Here is a 21,157-nt window from a genome sequence, read left to right as displayed (position 1 = left end):
TGCCTCCGGCGGCCCTGCCGGGGGCTAAACTTTTAAAAAGTTTAATAAACAAGTTTTAGAAAACAGATTCAATTTAATCTGAATCAATAGCGAATGTGATTTTCCCTGAGGAACGAAGGGGAAAGCGCATTCGCAACTTGCTTTCGAGGTGGCACACCTCGCCGCCGGAGGCATCGCTTTTGTTTTTTTTTATCCCTTTTAACCCTGTGGTTCATCGGACTTTTCCCGGTGCCTCTTCCGTAGATAGTCCGCACTCACGACGCCAGCCGCCCCTTTTCTGCGGCCTCTTTGATGACCTGAAAGGCTTCGTCGCAGATGGCAAGGGTCCGGGCCAACACCTCGTCGTCGTGGGCCGTGGAGATAAACCAGTTGTGGTGGGAGGCAAAAAAGGCGCCCCGTTTCGTGCATTCCGCACACCACGCCTGGTGGAGCATCCCGCTGGGGTCGTCGGTTAGGCGCACGTTGGGCATGGAGGGCTCACCGGTCACCTTGAGGTGAAAACCGTAGCCGGCGGCCATGGTTTCCATCTTCCCGAAAAGATCGCTCCCTTGCTTGAGCATCCAGGCTGGGGCATCGAGCCTTTTGAGCTCTTCAAGGCAGGCCAGGGCCGCTGCCATGGGCACGGCCTGGTACCAGTAGCTGCCGGTGTAGAAGACCTTGGCCGCCTCATTTTTCATGGCCTCGGTGCCCATGAGGGCGGAGATGGGATACCCGTTGGCCAGGGCCTTGCAGTAGCAGACCAGATCCGGGGTGAACCCGTAGTGCACGTGGGAGCCCTTCATGTTGAGGCGAAAGCCGTGGCGGATATCGTCCACGATCAATACGATCCCCTCTTTTCTGCAGATGGCCTCAATCTGTTTCCAGTACCCCGGGTCGGGGAGTTCGTTGTCGTAAAAGGTGGGGACATGGTAGGGGGTGGCGATGAAGCCCGCTACATTGCCGGGATGTTCGGCAATCACCTGCTCAAAGGCCGCCACATCGTTCCAGGGGATGCGCAGGGTGTGGGTGTGGTCCTCCTCGAGGATGCCGTGGTGCCCCAGGGCCTGCATCCAGGGAGCCACCCCGTGGTACCCGCCCTTGATGGCCACCATCTTTTTCCGGCCGGTGGCGCTTCGGGCCACCATGGCGGCATAGTTGGTCACGTCCCCGCCGTTCTTGGCAAAAAAAGCCCAGTCCATGGCGTCCACCATGTCCACCAGGGTCTCGGCCAGCTCCACCATCTTCGGGGAAGCACACATGGTCAGATCCGCCTCATCGGCCTGCCGCCGGGCCGCCCCATCCACCACCGGGTTCCGGTACCCCAGGATCATGGGACCGTATCCGCACATGTAGTCGATGAACTCATTGCCGTCCACGTCCCAGAAGAGGGCCCCTTCCGAACGCGCCGCATAGATGGGGTAGGCAGACGGCGGAATGTTCACGGCAGGGCTCATGTGCCCGGGCACACCGCAGGGAATCACCTTCACGGCCCGATCAAACAAAGCCTGCGATTGCGCATAACTGTATGTGTCCATGGTCACCTCACAGTTGGATGTGATTTTTCATAAAAACCTGCCTCCGGCGGCCCTGCCGGGGGCCAAACTTTTAAAAAGTTTGACAAACAGGTTTTGCTCAATTTCACAGAAACCTTCGCGGAAGCCCTCACCCTGAGAAGCGAAGGGGAGGGCTTCCGCAACCTGGGGTTCAGGGGTGGCAAGCCACTTCGGCTAAGTATCCCCTGGCCTCCGGAGGCAGGCTTTTCCTTCCCACTTTAACCATAGAAGGCCACTTTTTCGCATTACCCCAAATAATGGGGGATACGGTCCATCAGGAGGTTGGTCGCCTCGATCATGGGGATGCTTCCCTTCATGGAGACGTCCCCTTTGGCCAGGGCGGCAAAGGCGTCGCATTTGCCGTTCATCAGGTCGCATGCCACCCCCATGTCCCGAAAGCTCATGACGGCCATGGGATTATCCGGATGCGGGCTGCCCACGGCATACCGGCCCTTCTCTTTGACAATGGAGACCGAGGGGCCATCGGGCAGCACCCGGATGGCCAGGGTCCCGTCGGGCATGGAGGCGGCGTTGAGGGCCCCCATGGGATCCGAGGTGGCCAGCTCACGCACCGCATACGCGGCCACGCCCAGGTTGAGACGGGTGTTGACCTCCTTGTAGGCGGTATCGGCGAGGAGGGTATCGTCGGGCTTGAGGAAGTATTCGAGGCGATCGGTGAGCTTGGGAAACTCTTTGGTGAGAAAAGAGAGCCGGGTCAGGCCCTTGAGGGGAATGGGCGACCCCTTGCCGTCCATCATGCGGTTGAGGTGACCGGCAGAGAGAAAAAAAAGACGCACATCCGGTGCCGGGTGCGCCCCTTCCCCTGCCCTGCATCGCCCGTTTTCAAACTCAAGGTAAAGGGTGGGGCCCCGGAAAACGGAAAACTCAAGGGTGACCTCCCAGCCCTTGATCATGGCGGCCGCTTTTCCGTCGCACGCCACAAGGGTCTCCAGGTTACGCAAGACGGCATAGAGATTGAGATTGGCTTTTACGCGCTGGTACTCCATGGACCTCCCCTCCTTTTCCGTTTTTTTCTAAAAAAAGGTACGGGACCCGGACACACCACATCGTTTATATCACCATGGTCTCGGCAGGGCGGCTTTCGGTGAGGCGGCCGCCTTTACGTGGACACCGGGCCGTGCTATTGTGAACCGAGTGAGCAATCACTCACTTTCCAATCATTGAATAAATCTCAAGGGTTGTCAACACCCATTCAACGACACCCAACCTGAATGGTTACAAATCCATCACTCGCCAGCACCTGGCGTCAGGAGCACATACCATGCCCCCCACCTTTCCGGCATCCGATATCATTGAGCAGCTCAGAGATACCCACGCAAAACCAGCCTTTGAAAAAATCCCCATTGAAAAACGCGAACGCATCCTGAGGGCCGCCGCCAGGGAGTTCGCTGGCCAGGGTTTCGCGTCGGCCAACATCAACGTCATCGCAAAAAAAGCGGGCATCAGCATCGGGTCCATGTACAACTACTTCGAATCCAAGGAGGCTCTTTTTCTCACCTTGAATGATTTGAGCTACCACCTCATCGATGCCATCCTGGCCGCCACGGATTTGGAAGAGGGCTCCCTTTTCGACAAGTTTGAGCGGTTGCTCCGATCGGTGCAGGTCTACGCCCGGCTCTACCCGGAGTTCAACCAGATCTACCAGGAGCTCACCTCCGAAGGCTTGTCCCACCTCTCCCGCCAGCTCTCCGGCAAATTGGAGACGGTTACGGCCCGGTATTACCGCGATCTTTTACGGGAAGCCCGGGACGAGGGGCTCATCGCCCCGGATACCGACGAGTTTACCGCCGCCTTCTGCATGGACAACATCCTTGTGATGCTCCAGTACGCCTACTCCTCCGAGTACTATTCCCAGCGGATGAAAATCTTTGTCGGAGAAGATGCCCTTGAAAACGACGAAAAAATGATCCAGGGTATCATGACATTCATCCGCAGAGCCCTGACCAACCCGGAGACATAGATGCACGCACCAAACACCGACCACACCCTTCGCCTCAACCGCGCCCTGGACCATATCGACGCCTGCTTAGGCGCCCCCCTCTCCCTGGACGATGTGGCCGCCGTGGCCTGCTACTCTCCTTACCACTTCCACCGGATCTTCAAAGCCACCATGGGGGAGACCCTCAACCGGTACATCCAGCGCTTAAGGGTTGAAAAGGCGGCGGGCATGCTCCTTTTGTCCCGGGAGACCGTCACCGAGATTGCCCTTGCCTGCGGGTTCTCAAGCTCGGCAACCTTTGCAAGGGCCTTCAAAGACTTTTACGGGATGAGCGCGGGGGAGTGGCGAAAAACAGGAACCCTTCGAAACAGCAAGAAATGCAAAACAGACCACAAGATCAGGAAAGCCGCTGCCGTCAAAGCTGTTTATGATGCTTCAAACCAACACCAATGGAGGATCGACATGAACGATACCCTGAGTACGACGGTAAAAGTAGAAACCCTGGAAGACATGGAAGTTGCCTACGTGCGCCACATCGGCCCCTACCAGGGCGACGGCGAGCTCTTTACGCGGCTCTTCAACAGGCTCTTTGCATGGGCAGGGCCGAGGCAGCTCCTGAACTTTCCCGAGACCCAGACCATGAGCGTCTACCACGACAACGAACCCCTCACCGATGATGACAAGCTTCGCTTAAGCGTCTGCATCACCGTGCCCGAAGGGACCCCTGCCGAAGGTGACATCGGTCGCATGACCCTCTCCGGCGGCATCTATGCCGTGGCCCGGTTCGAGCTGCTCCCCCCGGAATACGCCGCAGCCTGGGACTCGGTCATGGCCGACTGGCTTCCCCAGTCCGGGTACCGTTCCGATGACAGGCCCTGCCTTGAAATTTACCGAAGCGCCCCGGACGAACACCCCGACGGCCGCCACACCGTGGACCTCTGCGTCCCGGTCAAGCCGGCGTAGGTCAGGAACATCAGGTCATAGGTCAACAACAACAAAGGATCGCCTGAAACAAAAAGAGCCGGTGGGTTTCCCCACCGGCTCTTTTTGTTTCAATTCTTTATGGGAAGCGGCCGACCAATTTTCTGGCCTGACCCCTTTTGGCCTTTAGCCTATTCCCCCTACCACTTAAGCCCTGTCACGAAAATCCATCCGATGGCCGCAGGGGCCACCACGCAACAGATCACCCGCCATGCAGGATAGATGGCCAGGGGCTCCCCGTCGGAGCCTGAAAATTCCTCTTTGGCCATGGTGTGGAGCACCCATCCGGCCAGCAGGGCAAAGCCCATGCCGCCCAAGGGCATGATCACGTTGGAGGCCATGAAGTCCATGGCGTCGAGAAAGGATTTTCCGGCGATGTTGAGGCCGCCTCCCAGGCTGATGGCAGAAGGGATTCCCAGGCAAAAGGTAAGGGCCGTCACCGTGAGGGTCGCCTTGCCCCGGCTCCATTTCCGGTCATCGACAAAATAGGCGCAGATCACCTCAAGCTGGCTCATGGAGGAGGTGAGGGAGGCGATGACCAGGAGAAAAAAGAAGAGCACGGCAAAAAGAGCGCCACCGGGCATCTTGCTGAACACCGCAGGAAGGGTCACAAAGGTAAGGCCGGGACCGGAGCCGGGTTCGAGGCCAAAGGCAAACACGGCCGGAAAAATCACGAGACCGGCGATGAGCGCCACAAAGCTGTCCAGAAAGCAAATCTGAAAAGCCGGGCTGACGATGGGCTCGGATTTCTTCAGGTAGGACCCGTAGGTCAGCATCACCCCGATGCCGATGGAAAGAGAGAAAAAGGCCTGCCCCAGGGCAGCGAGGATTGTGGCCCCGTTCACCTTGGAAAAGTCGGGTTTCAGATAAAACGCCAGGCCTTCGGCCGCCCCGGGAAGGGTCACGGACCTTACGGCAAGCACGATGAGCAGCAGAAAAAGGACCGGCATAAAGACGGTGCAGAACTTTTCAATGCCGTTGCCGATGCCCCTGGCCACCACGCCATAGGTCCCCAGCATAAACAGGGCCTGGTAAAAAATGACAGCCTTCGGGTCCTTCACAAAGGTACCGAACACCGCCCCGGCCGACGGTACATCGGTGCCCAGGGCCCCCATAAGGGCATCAATGGTGTACTTGATGGTCCATCCGCCGACCACGCCGTAAAAGCTCAAGATGACAATGGCCGCAAAGATTCCCATTCCGCCCAGGGGAGTAAAAACCTTGCCCGCCACGCGCCGAAGGGAGCCCACCGGGTCCCCCTGGCCTCTCCGGCCCACGACAAATTCCGCGAGCATCACCGGCATGCCGATGCAAAACACCAGCAACAGGTAGATAAGCACAAAGGCCGCCCCCCCGTTTTCACCGGCCACAAAAGGAAACCGCCAGATATTGCCAAGCCCCACCGCCGATCCGGCCGATGCAAGGATAAAGCCGATACGGCTTCCGAACTGATCTCTGTTTTCTACCTCTGACACAAATGACTCCCAGCCTTATTCACCCGTGGTAAAATAAGGACATCCTTAATCCTGCGCCCGTTACACCACGGGCAGTTTATGTGAAGACCTGAAGTAAGGGCTATGACAAAAATAAAAGATACACGTATTGGCGTGTATAGCATTCCATGAATACCTTACCGATCGGTGAACTCCCGCCACCGCTCAAACGGCCAATAGTTCAGGATGTATAATTATTGTCCGGCCGAGCCCTAACTGTTCAGCTCCAAAACGCAGCCTCCGAAGGCAAGGCGTGCCACCTTGAAAGCAGGTTGGGGATGCGCGATCCCCCGCGCCACCGCGCAGGGCGTGCACCCTTGTCTGCTTCGGCCTCCGGTCCTGCAAAATATTTATCCGCTTGAGATGAGTGTATGAACGACGTGAAACAACTCTGAAGAGTGAGAGTACAGCGCGAGAAAACACACAAGGGGATGCATCACAAAACGAACACACGCAACCAAAACCGAGACATCTCTACGTGAACGCCACCGAGTTGGTCAAGAATAAAATGCAACGTCCAAGAACCCGGTGATTCATTAAAATCAATCCCCCGGGCCTATGGATTCTTCAAAAAACGCCCCGCTATTTGTGCTTGGTGTTGGACGGCAGCCGGGCCCGGGAATAGGCATCATCGTTCAATCCAAGGGCGCTGCCTTCGACAAAGCGGTGGTACCCGATGGCACCGATCATGGCGGCGTTGTCGCCGCAGTATTTGAGTTCCGGGGTATGAAACGAAAGACCGCGCCGAGCCGCCGCGTCGCCCACCATGGCCCGTACGCGGGAGTTGGCAGCCACCCCGCCCACCACGGCAATGTGACGACAGCTCTTCACCTTGGCGGCGTATATCAGCTTGTGGCAGAGCACCTCGGCCACCGATTCCTGAAAACCGGCCGCGATGTTGTGAAGGCGCACCTCGTCGGGATCGGGATAATCCTTGAGATGACGGCCCACGGCGCTCTTGAGGCCGCTGAAGCTGAAATCAAAGGCCTTTTTGTCAAGGTAGGGCCGCGGAAAGGCAATGGCTTTGGGGTCCCCTTTCCGTGCCAGACCGTCGATGACCACACCGCCGGGGTAACCGAGGCCCAGCATCTTGCTCACCTTGTCGTAAGCCTCGCCCACGGCATCGTCCCGGGTCTGGCCCATGAGCTCGTACTCGGTGGGGCCGGTCACATAATAAAGGCTCGTGTGCCCACCGGAGACCAGAAGGGCCACGTAAGGGAACTCAGGCGGGGTGTCTCCTAAAAAGATAGAGGACATATGCCCTTCCAAGTGATTGACACCCACACACGGGATCCCCAGGCCCCAGGCATAGGCCTTGGCATAGGAGAATCCCACCAGCAGCGCCCCCACCAGCCCGGGCCCCTGGGTCACCGCCACCGCATCCAGCTCGGATCGGTGGATGCCAGCCGACTCAACGGCTTCCCGAACCACAGGCACGATGGCCTCCACATGCTTTCGCGAGGCCAGTTCCGGCACCACGCCTCCGTAGACATGGTGCACAGCCACCTGGGAGGCCACCACGGATGAAAGGACTCGGGTCCCGTCTTCCACCACGGCAGCGGCGGTTTCGTCACAGGACGATTCGATGGCAAGTATTTTCATGGATCACTACACTCCAAAATTTCTAAAAACAAAAGGCCACTTTCATCGGAGAGAACCGGTGAAAATGGCCACATCATCACTTAGTATTCACGCATTCCGAAAAGGCCGTTACGCTGCCCCCACGGGCATGGACGGCCGCCCTATACCCACTCCACCTGGGGAGCACCGTCTTCACGCGTGTCGATCTCGCCGATGAGCCAGGCGTTCACGTTCATGGCCTCCAGCATGTCCAGCAACGCCTGGGCATACTCTTCGGGGACCACAACCGCAAGGCCGATGCCGTTGTTGAAGGTTCGCATCATCTCGGCGTCGGCAACGTTACCGGCCTCCTTGAGCCAGGAAAAGACGGGCGGAATCTCCCAGCTGTCCTTTTTCAACACGGCCTTGCACGCATTGGGAATGACCCGGATGATGTTCTCGTCCAGACCGCCACCGGTGATGTGGGCAAACCCGTCGACCTTGATACTTTTGAGCATCCCCTGCATAAGATCGGAATAGATCCGTGTGGGGGTGAGAAGTTCTTCGCCCAGGGTCTTGCCGAACTCGGGCACGTGGCTCTCAACGGTGAGCCTCATCTTTTCGAAGCAGATCTTGCGCACCAAGGAAAATCCGTTGCTGTGAAGGCCGGTGGAGGCGATGCCGACGATCTTATGGCCCACATGGATCTCGGAGCCGTCCACAATCTTGTGGTCGTCCACGGCTCCCACGGCAAAACCGGCAAGGTCGTACTCTCCGGGGCCGTACATGCCGGGCATCTCGGCGGTCTCTCCGCCGATGAGGGCACACCGTGCCTGACGGCACCCTTCGGCAACGCCTTCGATGATGGCCTTGGCGATACCGGTATCCAGGTGTCCCATGGAGATATAATCCAGGAAAAAGAGAGGCTCGGCACCTTGAACCGCGATGTCGTTAACACACATGCCCACCAGGTCGATCCCTACGGTGTCGTGCTTGCCCATCTGAAAAGCGATGTTGAGCTTGGTTCCCACACCGTCGGTGGAGCTCACCAGCACGGGCTTTTCCATGCTGGACAAATTGGGCGAAAAAAGCCCGCCGAACCCGCCGATGCTTCCCATCACACCGGGCCGGTTGGTCTGTTTGGCGATCTTTTTGATCGACTCCACAAGGGCATTGGCCTTGTGGACATCAACCCCCGCACCTGCATATGTTAACGACTCACTCATGGTATGAGGATTCCTTCCAAAGATTGATCAACCTTGAACCGCCGGATCCAGCGGCCGGAAAAAGGGCCAAACCATCGTTTTTGCTGCGCCCCCCAACACATAACGATCCCTTGTAAAATCCGTACTCGCGGCTGTCATTTTAAAACCCCATACCTAAACAGATTCCTTTAAAAAGTCAAACCAAAAGGGTGCCACGGGCACCGGTTTCAACGGGCCGCACCCCGTGATGCGGCGCCTGTGTTTCCCATGGATGACCCAAGGCAATAACCACACAACATCCTGTGGTTTAAACCAATTAAGCCACCCTATTTAGTTACCGCACCGTCACGCAGCCCTTGGACACGGCCCCCATCGCCCCGCCCAAAGAATTTTTTTTGACATCAAGGGCCTTTGTATTGTACCTTTGCCAGTATTTTACATGGTTTGCCATCGAACGCGCCAGAAAAGAATTGTGGTATAATTTCAAATAATTACCACTCGCTCTCATCGGCCTGTTTTTCCGACTATCACGTTTTGCCGCTGCCTCAAAGGAGCTCCCGCTTATGAAAACGATCAAAATCGGTATCCTTGGACTTGGAACCGTGGGAACGGGTGTGGCCCGCATGCTTGAAAAGGAGAAAGACCTGATCTCCTCCAAGCTGGACGCCGAACTCGTCATTGCCAGAATTGCCGACCTCGACATCGACACCGATCGAGGCCTCACCATCTCCCGCGACCGACTCACCACCGATGCCTTTGCCGTTATCGATGACCCCGAGATCGACATCATCGTGGAACTCATCGGCGGAGAGACCTTTGCCAAAGAGTGCTTCGAGCGAGCCATCGCCAAGGGTAAACACATCGTCACCGCCAACAAGGCCCTCATCGCCTCCCACGGAAACGACCTCTTCCGCCGGGCCGCGGAACAGGGAGTCGACATCGCCTTTGAGGCGAGCGTGGCCGGCTGCATCCCCATCATCAAAACCATGAGGGAAACCCTGGCCGGCAACACCATCCACAGCCTGGCAGGTATCATGAACGGTACCTGCAACTACATCCTGACCAAGATCACCTGTGAGGGAAGCAGCTTTGAAGACGCCCTGGCCCAGGCCCAGGAAAGCGGATTTGCCGAGGCCGATCCCACCCTGGACATCGAAGGGTACGACACGGCCCACAAACTGGCCATCCTGAACTCCCTGGCCTATGGCATGAAGGTCAACCTGGACGACATCTATGTCGAGGGCATCACCCGGGTCACCGCGGAAGACATCCGGTTCGCCGACGAATTCGGCTACCGCATCAAGCTGCTGGCCATCGGCAAGCGCACCAACGGAGCCGTGGAGGCGAGGGTCCACCCCACCATGATCCCCACGGACAACCTCTTTTCCAGCGTCAACCACGCTGTCAACGCGGTCAATGTCTGCGGAAGCGCCACCGGCGACATGTTCCTGGTGGGCCAGGGCGCGGGCATGCTGCCCACGGCAAGCGCTGTGGTGAGCGACCTGGTGGACATCGCGCGGAACCTCATCACCGGTGCCGGACAGAGGGTCCCCTACCTGGCCTTTACCAGTGAGCGCATGAACGATCTGCCCATCCTGCCCATGGACGAAGTGACCTGTCGCTATTATGTCCGCTTCATGGCCATGGACAAACCCGGGGTCCTCTCCCGTATCTCCGGCATCCTGGGAGAGTACAACATCAGCGTCCGCTCCGTGCACCAGAAAGAGGGGGCCAAGGGCGAAAGCTCCGTGCCCCTGGTCATGCTCACCAGCGTGGCCCGGGAAAAGGACATGAGGCAGGCCCTTGCCGACATCGAGTCCCTGGATATCATCCAGGGCAAGGCCGCCCTGATCCGCATCGAAGAGTAAAGCATCCGGGTCCGCCCCCCCAACGTAACCGGGGCGGACCTGTTCCTCTTTTCATAACCCCGCCCTGCCGGGCGCACCTTAATATGAACGGAAACCGCACACCATGATGAACATCATCTGCTCCGACCTGGAAGGGGTCTTCATCCCTGAAATCTGGATCAACGTGGCTGAAAAAACCGGCATTGAAGAGTTGAAACTCACCACCCGGGACATCCCCGACTACAACGTGCTGATGAAAAAGCGGCTGGGCATCCTGGATGCCCACGGCCTGAAACTCGCCGACATCACCGAGGTCATCGATACCATGGACCCCATGGACGGCGCCGCCGACTTTGTGGGCTGGATGCGTGAAAACGCACAGCTTATCATCCTCTCCGACACCTTCGAGCAGTTTGCAGGGCCTTTCATGCGCAAGCTCGGCATGCCCACCCTCTTCTGCCACCAGCTGAAGATCGACACCGAAGGGCGCGTCACGGACTACTGCCTTCGCCAGCAGGACCAGAAGAAAAATGCCGTCATGGCCCTGAAAGGCCTCAACTACCACGTCACGGCCTTCGGCGACTCCTACAACGACGTCTCCATGCTCAAGGAGGCCGACCAGGGCTTTCTCTTCAGGCCCCCGGCCAACGTCATCGAGGAGTTCCCCCAGTTTCCCGTGACCACCTCCTACGATGAGCTCAAGCCCCTTGTGGCCGCATCCCTTGAAACAGGGGCCGCCCGCTGACCATGTTTGCCGTTGAAGAAAAAAAGGGGGATCTTTTCTTCCGTATCTTCGTGCAGCCGAAGTCGTCGAAAAACATGGTGGCCGGTATCCACGGAGATGCCCTGAAGGTTAAGATCACAGCGCCCCCTGTGGACGGGGCGGCCAACGCCATGTGCATCAAATACTTCTCCAAATTTCTAGAGGTGTCCAAATCCTCCATCGAGATTGTCTCGGGACAGACCGGTCGAAACAAACGGGTCCGCGTTGTTTTGTCCGACACCCCCGGCGACGAGGTAAAACGCAGAAATATCGTGAAATTACTCACCTCGTATTCGTAACGGCGATTTTTTTGTGTCCCCTGTCTTGACAAGGGGCCGGGGCCCATGTATATTCCCTCACATTGTTGCGGGGTGGAGCAGTCTGGTAGCTCGTCGGGCTCATAACCCGAAGGTCAGTGGTTCAAATCCGCTCCCCGCTACCACAGCTTTTAAAAAGCCTTGAAGGGTTTCCTTCAAGGCTTTTTTTGTTTGCCCCGAAACCTCAATGTTGGCCCCAGGCCGTCCCCGCCGGAAAGTATATCGCCACATCATCTTCGCTCAAGACCATGGATCACCTAACAAACCGGCATATCAGACCACACAACAACTAGCGACACCACCTGCCTTTATGCGTAAGGGCCCAGACATAGCCGCAGGGATTGGTTGCGGGATGACAAAGAAGATGCCATCCCCTTATGTTTCTGATATGAACCACACAGACACGCATAACGCTGTTCGATGACGACAAGCAACAGGAGCCCCCGTAGCGCCCATGCACCACCAGACCCCGGAAACCACCCTTAAAAACATCTTTGGTTACGAAGCCTTCAGGGGCAACCAGAAAGAGATCATCGACAATCTCCTTTCAGGCGGGGACGCCCTGGTGTTGATGCCCACGGGCGGGGGAAAATCCCTCTGCTATCAGATTCCCGGCATCCTGAGAGCCGGAACCGCCGTGGTGGTCTCTCCCCTTATCGCCCTCATGCAAGACCAGGTGGAGTCCCTGCGCCAAAACGGGGTCAGGGCGGGCTACCTCAACTCCTCCCTCTCCCAGGCAGAGGCTCTGCAGGTGGAACGGGCCATGGTCCATGGGGAAATGGACCTGGTCTACGTGGCTCCGGAACGGCTTATGACGCCCCGGTTCCAGGAACTCCTCGGCCGGACACCCCTGGCCCTTTTCGCCATCGATGAGGCCCACTGCGTCTCCCAGTGGGGCCACGATTTCCGCCCCGAGTACATGCAGCTGGCCATCCTTGCTGAGCGCTTTCCCCAGGTCCCCCGCATTGCCCTCACCGCCACGGCCGACCCCATCGTGCGGGAGGAGATGGCCGAACGCCTCCACCTCACACAGGCCAAGCGCTTTGTCTCCAGCTTTGACCGCCCCAACATCCGCTACCGCATCGTGGTAAAGAACACCCCCAAAAAACAACTCCTGGATTTTCTGGAACAGGAACACAACGAAGATTCGGGCATCGTCTACTGCCTGAGCCGTAAAAAAGTGGAATCCACCGCTGCCTGGCTCTCGGACAAAGGCTTTACCGCCCTGCCCTACCACGCCGGACTTCCCCAGCAGACCCGGGCCGAGAACCAGCGCCGTTTCATCACCGACGAGCAGGTGATCATCGTGGCCACCATCGCCTTCGGCATGGGCATTGATAAGCCGGACGTCCGCTTCGTGGCCCACCTGGACCTTCCCAAAAACCTGGAGAGCTACTACCAGGAAACGGGCCGGGCCGGGCGCGACGGCCTGCCCGCCGATGCCTGGATGGCCTACAGCTTGGGGGACGCGGTCTTCCTGCGACAGATGCTGGACTCCTCCGAAGGCAGCGAGCAGTTCAAACGGATCCAGCACCAGAAACTAAACGCCATGCTGGGCTTCTGTGAGATCACCGGATGCCGCAGACAGGCCCTTCTCGCCTACTTCGGCGAAACCCTTGAGACCCCTTGCGGCAACTGCGACACCTGCCTCTCCCCCGTTGCCACCTGGGAAGGCACCACGGAAGCCCAGAAAGCCCTCTCCTGCATCTATCGCACCGGCCAACGATACGGCGCCGGGCACCTCATCGACGTGCTCCTGGGGAAAGGCACCGATAAAATCGAACTCTGCGGCCACGACTGCGTCTCCACCTTCGGCATCGGCAAAGAGCTCTCCGAGGCGGAGTGGCGGTCCGTCTACAGGCAACTTGTGGCAGGCGGCCTCATCAGCGTCAACGCCCAGACCGGGGGCTTTTGCCTCAATGAAAAATCCATGCCCGTCTTAAAGGGCCAGGAACAGGTCCGCTTCAGAAAAGACCCTACCCCCACGCGCAAAGGAAAACAGGCCAGCCGCCGCAACAAAGCCTCACGACTCATGGAAGAGGTCTGCGTCGCCCCCGGGGCCCGGGCCCTCTGGGACAAGCTCAAAACCTACCGCAAGGAGACCGCCGCCGAGGCCGAGATCCCGCCCTACCTCGTCTTCAACGACGCCACCCTGGCCGACCTCATCGACAAAATGCCCACCGATGATCTTGAACTCCTGGCTGTCTCCGGCATCGGCCAGCAGAAACTCTCATCCTACGGCGATGAGATTTTGGCGATTATCGATGAGCACCTGAAAGATTTTATTTAGACAAACCGAATGGTTCAGAGCTTAAACAGTTTTTTTCAAAGAGCGGTTGACAGATAGTCCGTCCTCGTACTATCTAAAACCACATGAGAAACGATCCCTCCATGCTCATCTCCCTGATCTCCCGCATTCGCGACAAGGCGAACCGATTCATCACGGCGGAACTCTCCCAACACGGCATCAAGGGCCTGGCACCGGTTCACGGAGACCTGCTCGTGGCCCTCCTCATCCACAGCGAGCTCACCATGAAAGAGATCGCAGACATCCTGGACCGTAAAAAATCCACGGTAACCACCCTGGTGGATAAACTGATCACCCTGGGGTACGCCTCCAAAAGGCAGGACGAAATGGACGGCAGGTCGTGGCGCATCTTTCTGACACCTGCGGGCAAAGCCCTTCAGGGCGATCTCATTGACATATCGGAAAAACTCATGGAAAAGATCTATAGAGGGGTGCCGGAGGCCGATCGCCGGGAGGTGACGCGGATCTTGAACGGAATCAACACCCACTGGGAGCCATAAACCGCCCCAAACGGCATGGCTCCATACGAAATAATCCGGCCCGTTTGCTTCCATCCCGGAGCGGCCTTTTGACTTTGGTAAGTCGTGATGACCTGTGAGTCCTGTCGACAGGGCATCACTGAGGTTAAGGTTCAAAGTTTACGACGTATTGTCTCTATATAGTTCGATATCGTACTTTTGCCGTATCATGCATCATAACCCAAACCACGGGAGGTTTCACCATGCCATGCCAGACCTACACCCGGCTTCCATCGTCAATCCGCACCCTCTGGATGGGGTTTCGCAATCGCAACACACGGTATACCGTCACCGTAGAACACCCGCCGCTGTCGGTTGCTCTTCCCGCCTTTGCCGTCTCCGAAAAGCATCTGGCCCGATACAAAGCCCTCTGCGGGCTCGAAAGCAAGGGTGTCCCCCTCTTTTACCCCCTCACTCTGGCCTATCCGCTATGCCTGCGCCTGCTGAGCCAGAAAGCCCTGCCGTTTTCCATGTTTCGAATGCTCAACCGGGAGGTGACGGTTTCCTCTTATGGCCCCGTGCCCTCCGGGGTACCGCTTCGGATTCACACTGCGGTCTCGTCACAGCGAGAAACAAACAAAGGGATCGATCTCTGCCTCACCACCGACATGTTCCATGAGAATAAAAAAATCTGGTGCTGCATCAACACCTTCTTTTTCAAAGGCGCGGGAACCGGAAAACCACAGGCGGTTCCCGAGTCAGCCCCCTGTCATCTCCCCTCGTCCCCAGTCCCTTCTGAAAAACCGGCCAAAGTGCCCGAGACCGTTTCCTGGTTTCTCCCCCATGGCAACGGATTTCGTTTCGCCAGGGCCTGCGGGGACAGCAACGGGCTCCACTACAGCCATTGGTATGCGAAAATGCAGGGATTCGAAGGGGCCTTTGCCCAGCCCATGCTGGTGCTGGATAAGTGCCTGGATAAAGCGGGATGGAACCACAAGGAGAGAAAATTTTCGGCGACAGTCCGGCTCAAGGGCCAACTCTACTACGGGCGGGAACTCACCCTGTCGCATGAAGAAGTGGCCGAGGGGAAACACATCCACCTCTTCTGTGAGGGTAATAAAAAGCCATGCATCTCAGTGAGAGCAAAAAATTCGGAAGGTTAAACCGGCCACAAAAACGCGAAGCCTTGGGCCGTTACGCACAAAAAAAAGCCGCACAGGAGTGCGGCGCTCCAGGTCTACTGCCCCCCTCTGTGGGTAGACGCCTTCCAAAACGCTTCTCAATGGGGGGTACCGGGTGGCAGGGCTTCCGTCAGGCTGAAGTAGACCAGTTGCCACTGTTCCGAGGCAACATCATGACGAATAAGATACACGCCCCCGTCATCTCCCCGGCATTTGAAATAACGATGGTCCGGGGCCAGCCATTGATCCAGAACTTCCGTCACCCGGATAACGTTCTCACCCAGGGTAACGGTTCGGGGTGTTTCCTCTCCCCGATGCCCGGCATAACAGTCGACATGAATTTTCATGGGTTCTCTCCCCTGCGTTGACACAGGACCAATGATAATCCAAACGCTATTCACAGCCCATTAATAAAAAGAAAGGTAGCTATTCAGCCACTCTTTACCTCCGGCGACCCTGCCGGGGGCCAACCCTTTGAAAGGTTGAGCAAACAGGCTTTAAGAACGAGTTTAACTTATTCGAGCGTGTTCGAATAAAATTCGCTTTCTATCTAATAGCATCTCGTCATGAGATGGCACCACTGATCTCTACCAGCCCTTCCCCCCCGAGGTAATTTCGACAGCTTGAATACCGCCAGTGTTCCGGTGCATCAACGAACCCTCGTTTCATGGGGTTGTTAAAAGAGGGGTATCCAACGGATAAGTGAGCTTGTGACAAAGTATGTGTTCCCACAGTCAACGACTTGATATCTGCTTCGCCCCATGGGACCTCCTCAGTGGGGTGGCATCGTTTAAGAGACAGATATAACAAGCCGAATTTACGGACCAACAACCATCATGAGTTCACTCTATACAGAAAAAAACATCCATCGAAATCTGCATGGGCCATATTCCCACTATTACGCTTCACACCGGCAAGGAAGAACCTTGCGCACTACATGCCCGTGCAGAGCCCGGGAGCGAGCCAAGGATCCAGGCCCACCCCTCACCTTCATCGTTCCCAGGCTCCGCCTGGGAATGCCCCTCCGGAGGCTCTGCCTCCATGATCAATGCAGCATCGGCCTGTAAGTCCCCCCACACACACTCTCTCTCCACAAAGAAAACGAGCCCTAAATTTTTTGATCACACTTTTTTTAAAAAAAAGTGTGGCCCCCGGCAGGGCCGCCGGAGGCTCACTCCCTATGCCCTTTCCAGGTTCTGTTCGATCACCTCGAGGTGGTTATAATCCACCCCGTCGATCTGCACGCGTTTGCCGCTTTTACGCACGGCCACGCGGTGTTCGAAGAGCCCCAGGGATTCGGTGTCGTTGATGCCGGTAAAATAGACGCACTGAATGCCCATGGCTCTTGCCACCTTGAGCTGGGCGTCCAGAAAATCCGACCGGTTGCAGACCCCCAGGGGGTTGTCGGCGATGAGAAAGGCCGGGAGGCGATCCTCTTTACGGTTGCGACGTTTCTGGCGCATGGATGTGAGCAGGGCGTAGAGAAGCACGGCGGTGGTGAGGGCCTCGCCGCCGGAGCCCAGGTCCTTGCCCACCTGTTCGTAGCGCCTGCCCGTGTCGTCGCACTTGAGGAGCCGCACGGCGAACTCGCTCTTTCCGGTGGCGGCGTGGAGCAGGCGGTACATGAGTTCAGCCCCCAGCATGTTGCCGGTGCGGGCGTTGACCTCGGGCATGCGGTTGGCCTCGATGAGTTCGTGGAGCCAGTTGTCGATGGTCTCCCGGAAGGCCTCCTCGTGACGCGTAAAATCAAGACGCCTGCTGCAGCGAAGGATGGCTTTCCCTCCGTAGATAAAGACATCGTCGGGCATGGTGATGCGGGTGGCGGTGAGAAGCTTCTGGTGGCACTCCTTCACATGCTGAAGCATCATGCCGATGAGGCTGCCCACGAATTTTTCCGAGCGGGCCAGGTCGCTTTCGATGTTTTCTGCCAGGTCCCGGCAGGTGGCCACCATGGCAGTGCTCTGGGCCCCCAGTGTTTCGGCGTCATGGCGGCGGAGCTCGTCCACCACGGCGGGCAGGGCCTCTTTGAGTTTTTCATCGGAAAGGCTCACCTGAAGACGGTCAAAGGCGGCGGACATCACCCTGTGCTGCCGGACGGTCTCAGCCACGGCGTCTGCCTCCAGCCGGATCACCTCCTCCACCTCTTTCAGAAAGACCTCGGCGGCCACCACGGGGTTGGCGCACGCCACAAGCTCGGGCCACTCACGCCTCGGCGAGTCTTCGTCCCATACCGGGCTGTAATCCTTGATCCGGGCGGTTCCCAGGGCAAGGGACGTGGCCCAGGTCTTCACCATATCGGCCTTGCTCTTAAGCTGGGTCTGCCGGGTCTCAAGGTCCATGAGCTCCTCACGGAGCTGGGACCCTTCCACGGCGCACCCTTCAATGGCTGCGTCAAGGGCTTCGGTTTCGAGGGTGTCGGCGGACACATCCGGAGTGACGCCCCTGCCCTTCCAGCGCCCCAGTTCAAGGTCCAGGCGCTGCTTTTCGCGGAGTATCCCCTCCTGCTTGCCTGCAAAGGCCCCTTTCTGCTCCAGGGTCTCCTCCAGCATGGCGGCAAGTGCCTCCACCCTTTCAGCACGTTCCGCGTCGGTGTGGGAGGCCCAGGCCTCCACCAGCGCCTCATCCAAATCGTACTCGCGGCGGGATCGCTCCAGCTCCGCCGCCTCTTTCTGGCGCTTGGCCTTGAGCTCGGTGAGTTCAGCCGCCAGGGTCTCGATACCGAGTTCCCCTGCCACGCGGCGCTCCCGCTCCAGGGCATCGGCATACAGAGACGCCAGGGCGGACAGGTCCATCTCCCGGGCCTCCTGCTTCTGATCCTCATCCAGGAGGGCGTCTCCTTGGGGCACAAGCTCGGCCTTTTCGTCCAGCCTCTTTACCGAGGCCTCGTTGCGGGCGAGAAGCTCCACCAGGCGCGTCATCTCGTCGCCCAAGGCTTCCCGGCTCTCACGGATGTCCGTCTTGCGACCGGCAAAGGCCGAAAGGTTCCGATTTTCATCGATGAGGCTCTGCTTCCAGGCGGCCAGCTCACCGTACTGAGTCTGCCAGCCGACAAGCTGCTGCATCCGGCGGGTGAGTTCTGCCTCCGCTTCGGTGATGCCCTTGACCTCGCCGTTAAAACGGTTCTCCTCGGCCAGGAGCACTTTCTGGGTCTCTTCGGCCCGGGCAATCTCCCCCCGGATCTCCTCCACACGCTGGGCAGCTTCGGTAAGACGCCCTTCCAGGGCCTGTACCCCGGACTCATCGGGATACTGTTCCAGATAGGCGGAGAGAAGCCTGGCCGCATGTTCCATCTCAGCCAGCACGGCCTGCTCGGAGACCAGGGCCTCCACCAGGGCGGCGCGCCTGGCCTTCAACTCGGTGATGCGGGTTTCAATAAATGAAGGACTGTAAACCGAGGCGTCCGCCGGGGCCAGCACGTGGCCCTCACAGCGAGCAACCTCCTCCAGGGAGGACGGCACGGAGATCACCACCGGCCGCGTCAGCCAGGCAGGGGTGGAAAGGGCCCTGACCTTCTCCAGAACATTGGCGTCTTTGGCCATGATACCGGTAAAGCGCCCCGGGTCTTTTTCGAGAAACCGTGCCACCACCTGGGGATCGCCGTACTCTGCGGCGAGGTAATCGGGAAACGCCTTGATATCGGCAGGGGAGAACCCTTCCTCCTGGAGCCACGCCAGCAGCTTCCGGGTGTCTGCGTCCACGGCCAGGGTCTCAGTGGTGGAAAGCCGCTCGATCTCGTCATCCAGGGTAAACCGCTGGTGGTTCTGCTCGGCCACGGCGTTTCGCTTGCGCTGGAGCATCTCGGCCACCCGGGACGCCAGGTCCGGCTGATGGGGAGACAGATCGCTGCACCCGGCCACGGTGGCCAGGTGCCGGTTGGTCTGGAGGGCTTCCCTGGCGGTTTTTTCCTTGTCCAGGGTCTCTGCGGCCTGCCTGACGGCGGATTCGCCCTCGGCAAGATCCCGCTGACGGCCTTTCCAGAGCTGCTTGCTCTCCTCCATCTCCAGGTAGAGGTCCTCCAGGGAGGCGATGATCTCTTCCCGGCGTGAGGCATGCTGGGCCTGATCGGCCTTCAAGCCCTCCACGGCCTCTTCAGGGGCCTGGCCCGGCGTAAGGCCCAAGGCGTTTCGGGAGGTCTCCGCAGCGTCGATGAGGGTGGTGCACCGGGTGAGGGTGTTTCTCGCCGTCTCCACCTCGGAGGCAAGGGCCTCGGCCTCGGCTTCGATGGTTCGCCGCTTCGACCCGGCGGCCTGCTGCTCTTCCTTCAGCCGCAGCCTTTCCTTTGCGGCCTCGTCGCGATCTGAGGCCAGGCGATGATGGTACTGGGAAGATCGCACGGAAATCTGCTCGCGCACCGGCGCCAGGGCGTCATCCTTGTCGGAGAGGGCCGTCTCCCGGTCGTCGATCTGGGCGGACATCCGGCGGATCTTTGCCACAAGGCCCGCTCCGCGCAGGGAGGCCTGCTCCCTGCGACCTGCGGCATAGGCCTCGGAGGCCGCGTCCACCTGCTCTTTGAGGCGTTTTTCCTCCCGGGCGAATTTCACCGACTCCAGGTAAAACGCGTTGGCCCGGGTGCGGTTGAGCCGCAGGGTCACGGCGTCGTGGGACTCGGTGGCTTCGGTAATATGGCCGGCAACCTCTTTTCCCCTGTCGGCCGCAGCTGCCTTTGCCATTGTCAGGAGGCGGTGGGCCTCGCCCAGGCGCATGCGAAAGGCGTCTGTGTCCTCTCCGGCGCCGCGCCACTTGCCGCTGATGGCCTCAAACTCAGAGAGTTTTTCCCGAAGCCCCCAGGCGGCCTTGAGCCGCGCCTTCTTCTCTGGGCGGTGGCGCATCTTCTCCATGGACTGCAACGCGGTCTCCCGAAGCTTTGCCGCCACATCCAGGTCCGTGACGCAGCCCAGGAAAAACCCCATGAACTCCTCTTCGTTGCGGAACTTGAAGGCGTCCTTGATCCCCCCTTCGGAGCGGGCAAAGTCCACCTGACGGTTTACCAGCCAGGGGTCGAGGTCAAGTTTTTCCAGGTGCTCTTCCCAGTCCCGCTGGGAGGTGGTGGAGGTCACCCTGGGGGCGATGTACTCCCGAGCCGCGGTAAAGGGTTTCTCCTCCGAGGAGAGGTCCGGCCAGGCAGACCGCAGATCGTCAAAGAGGGTCTCCTCCCGGGAGGTGAAATAGATTCGGTCGATCTTGCCCGCCGCCCCTTTGTGCCGGTAGATGAGCTGCCCCACCAGAAGGTGCTCTTCGGGCTCGGCCTCAAAGAGGGTGGGCTCCGCCGTCACGGTGAGGTTGATGAGCACCACGGCAGGCCGCCCGGGAATCAGGTACTGGTCCAGGCTCTTGTCCCCGCCGGACTGAAGGTGCTGGACAAACCGGCGCTGCTCCGGGCAGAAGGCGCTGAGCAGGAAAGAGAGGAGGGTGGTCTTGCAGGAACCGTTCTGGGCAAAGAGCACCCCGTGGTCGGCCTGCTCCCCCTCCCGGCAGATGGGAAAATAACCGTTCTGGACGATGTTCTCACCTGCCGCCACGTCGCTTATAAAAAATCTGCTGAGTCGATACAT

General features: G+C 58.7%; 15 protein-coding genes and 1 tRNA gene. 9 read left to right on the top strand and 7 right to left on the bottom strand.

What is annotated here, in order from left to right:
* Positions 1 to 254: 254 nt before the first annotated feature.
* Together BLQ12_RS21250 and BLQ12_RS21245 are read right to left on the bottom strand one after the other, a co-directional pair.
* Positions 255 to 1,514: an aminotransferase class III-fold pyridoxal phosphate-dependent enzyme gene (locus tag BLQ12_RS21250; RefSeq protein ID WP_092213886.1), complete on the bottom strand. Its 1,260-nt coding sequence runs from the start codon at positions 1,512 to 1,514 to the stop codon at positions 255 to 257.
* A gap of 263 nt (positions 1,515 to 1,777) precedes the next feature.
* The gene (locus tag BLQ12_RS21245; RefSeq protein WP_092213884.1) at positions 1,778 to 2,539 is read right to left on the bottom strand and encodes a hypothetical protein; all 762 of its coding nucleotides are present in this window, start codon (positions 2,537 to 2,539) and stop codon (positions 1,778 to 1,780) included.
* 275 nt (positions 2,540 to 2,814) lie between these two features.
* On the opposite strand from BLQ12_RS21245, the gene BLQ12_RS21240 reads away from it, so the two are divergent.
* Both BLQ12_RS21240 and BLQ12_RS21235 read left to right on the top strand, forming a co-directional pair.
* The gene (locus BLQ12_RS21240) at positions 2,815 to 3,513 is read left to right on the top strand and encodes a TetR/AcrR family transcriptional regulator (protein WP_092213882.1); all 699 of its coding nucleotides are present in this window, start codon (positions 2,815 to 2,817) and stop codon (positions 3,511 to 3,513) included.
* Positions 3,514 to 4,455 (top strand): AraC family transcriptional regulator, encoded by a 942-nt coding sequence (locus tag BLQ12_RS21235; RefSeq protein WP_092213880.1) that lies wholly within the window; start codon positions 3,514 to 3,516, stop codon positions 4,453 to 4,455.
* Between the two features lie 158 nt (positions 4,456 to 4,613).
* Here the strand turns inward: BLQ12_RS21235 and BLQ12_RS21230 are convergent, their stop codons facing one another.
* The 3 genes from BLQ12_RS21230 to purM all read right to left on the bottom strand — a co-directional run bounded on the left by BLQ12_RS21230 (position 4,614) and on the right by purM (position 8,752).
* Complete coding sequence (locus tag BLQ12_RS21230; protein WP_092213878.1) at positions 4,614 to 5,948, bottom strand: sodium-dependent transporter; 1,335 nt, start codon at positions 5,946 to 5,948, stop codon at positions 4,614 to 4,616.
* Between the two features lie 600 nt (positions 5,949 to 6,548).
* Positions 6,549 to 7,568, bottom strand: coding sequence for a tRNA (adenosine(37)-N6)-threonylcarbamoyltransferase complex transferase subunit TsaD (tsaD, locus tag BLQ12_RS21225; RefSeq protein ID WP_092213876.1), 1,020 nt, complete (start codon positions 7,566 to 7,568; stop codon positions 6,549 to 6,551).
* A 140-nt stretch (positions 7,569 to 7,708) separates the two neighbouring features.
* On the bottom strand, positions 7,709 to 8,752 hold the full coding sequence (gene purM, locus BLQ12_RS21220; protein WP_092213874.1) for a phosphoribosylformylglycinamidine cyclo-ligase: 1,044 nt from the start codon (positions 8,750 to 8,752) through the stop codon (positions 7,709 to 7,711).
* Positions 8,753 to 9,294: 542 nt separating this feature from the next.
* Here purM and BLQ12_RS21215 point away from each other — a divergent pair.
* The 7 genes from BLQ12_RS21215 to BLQ12_RS21185 all read left to right on the top strand — a co-directional run bounded on the left by BLQ12_RS21215 (position 9,295) and on the right by BLQ12_RS21185 (position 15,587).
* Positions 9,295 to 10,599, top strand: a complete 1,305-nt coding sequence (locus BLQ12_RS21215; RefSeq protein ID WP_092213872.1) for a homoserine dehydrogenase — start codon at positions 9,295 to 9,297, stop codon at positions 10,597 to 10,599.
* Between the two features lie 103 nt (positions 10,600 to 10,702).
* On the top strand, positions 10,703 to 11,323 hold the full coding sequence (gene thrH / locus BLQ12_RS21210) for a bifunctional phosphoserine phosphatase/homoserine phosphotransferase ThrH (RefSeq protein ID WP_437438242.1): 621 nt from the start codon (positions 10,703 to 10,705) through the stop codon (positions 11,321 to 11,323).
* Positions 11,324 to 11,325: 2 nt separating this feature from the next.
* Positions 11,326 to 11,640: a DUF167 domain-containing protein gene (locus BLQ12_RS21205; protein ID WP_092213870.1), complete on the top strand. Its 315-nt coding sequence runs from the start codon at positions 11,326 to 11,328 to the stop codon at positions 11,638 to 11,640.
* Positions 11,641 to 11,706: 66 nt separating this feature from the next.
* Positions 11,707 to 11,783: transfer RNA gene (locus BLQ12_RS21200), tRNA-Met, on the top strand.
* A gap of 329 nt (positions 11,784 to 12,112) precedes the next feature.
* Complete coding sequence (recQ, locus tag BLQ12_RS21195) at positions 12,113 to 13,948, top strand: DNA helicase RecQ (protein ID WP_092213868.1); 1,836 nt, start codon at positions 12,113 to 12,115, stop codon at positions 13,946 to 13,948.
* 83 nt (positions 13,949 to 14,031) lie between these two features.
* Positions 14,032 to 14,466 carry a MarR family winged helix-turn-helix transcriptional regulator gene (locus BLQ12_RS21190; protein WP_092213866.1) on the top strand — a complete coding sequence of 145 codons (435 nt, stop codon included), beginning with the start codon at positions 14,032 to 14,034 and terminating at the stop codon, positions 14,464 to 14,466.
* A gap of 221 nt (positions 14,467 to 14,687) precedes the next feature.
* Positions 14,688 to 15,587, top strand: coding sequence for a hotdog family protein (locus BLQ12_RS21185; protein WP_092213864.1), 900 nt, complete (start codon positions 14,688 to 14,690; stop codon positions 15,585 to 15,587).
* 116 nt (positions 15,588 to 15,703) lie between these two features.
* Here the strand turns inward: BLQ12_RS21185 and BLQ12_RS21180 are convergent, their stop codons facing one another.
* Together BLQ12_RS21180 and BLQ12_RS21170 are read right to left on the bottom strand one after the other, a co-directional pair.
* Positions 15,704 to 15,952, bottom strand: coding sequence for a hypothetical protein (locus tag BLQ12_RS21180; RefSeq protein ID WP_092213862.1), 249 nt, complete (start codon positions 15,950 to 15,952; stop codon positions 15,704 to 15,706).
* 831 nt (positions 15,953 to 16,783) lie between these two features.
* Positions 16,784 to 21,157, bottom strand: a complete 4,374-nt coding sequence (locus BLQ12_RS21170) for a coiled-coil domain-containing protein (RefSeq protein WP_092213858.1) — start codon at positions 21,155 to 21,157, stop codon at positions 16,784 to 16,786.

The organism is Desulfoluna spongiiphila (assembly GCF_900101345.1).
GTDB lineage: Bacteria > Desulfobacterota > Desulfobacteria > Desulfobacterales > Desulfolunaceae > Desulfoluna > Desulfoluna spongiiphila.
Note: the sequence above shows the minus strand (reverse complement) of the source record. Positions and strands in the feature narration are given on the sequence as shown.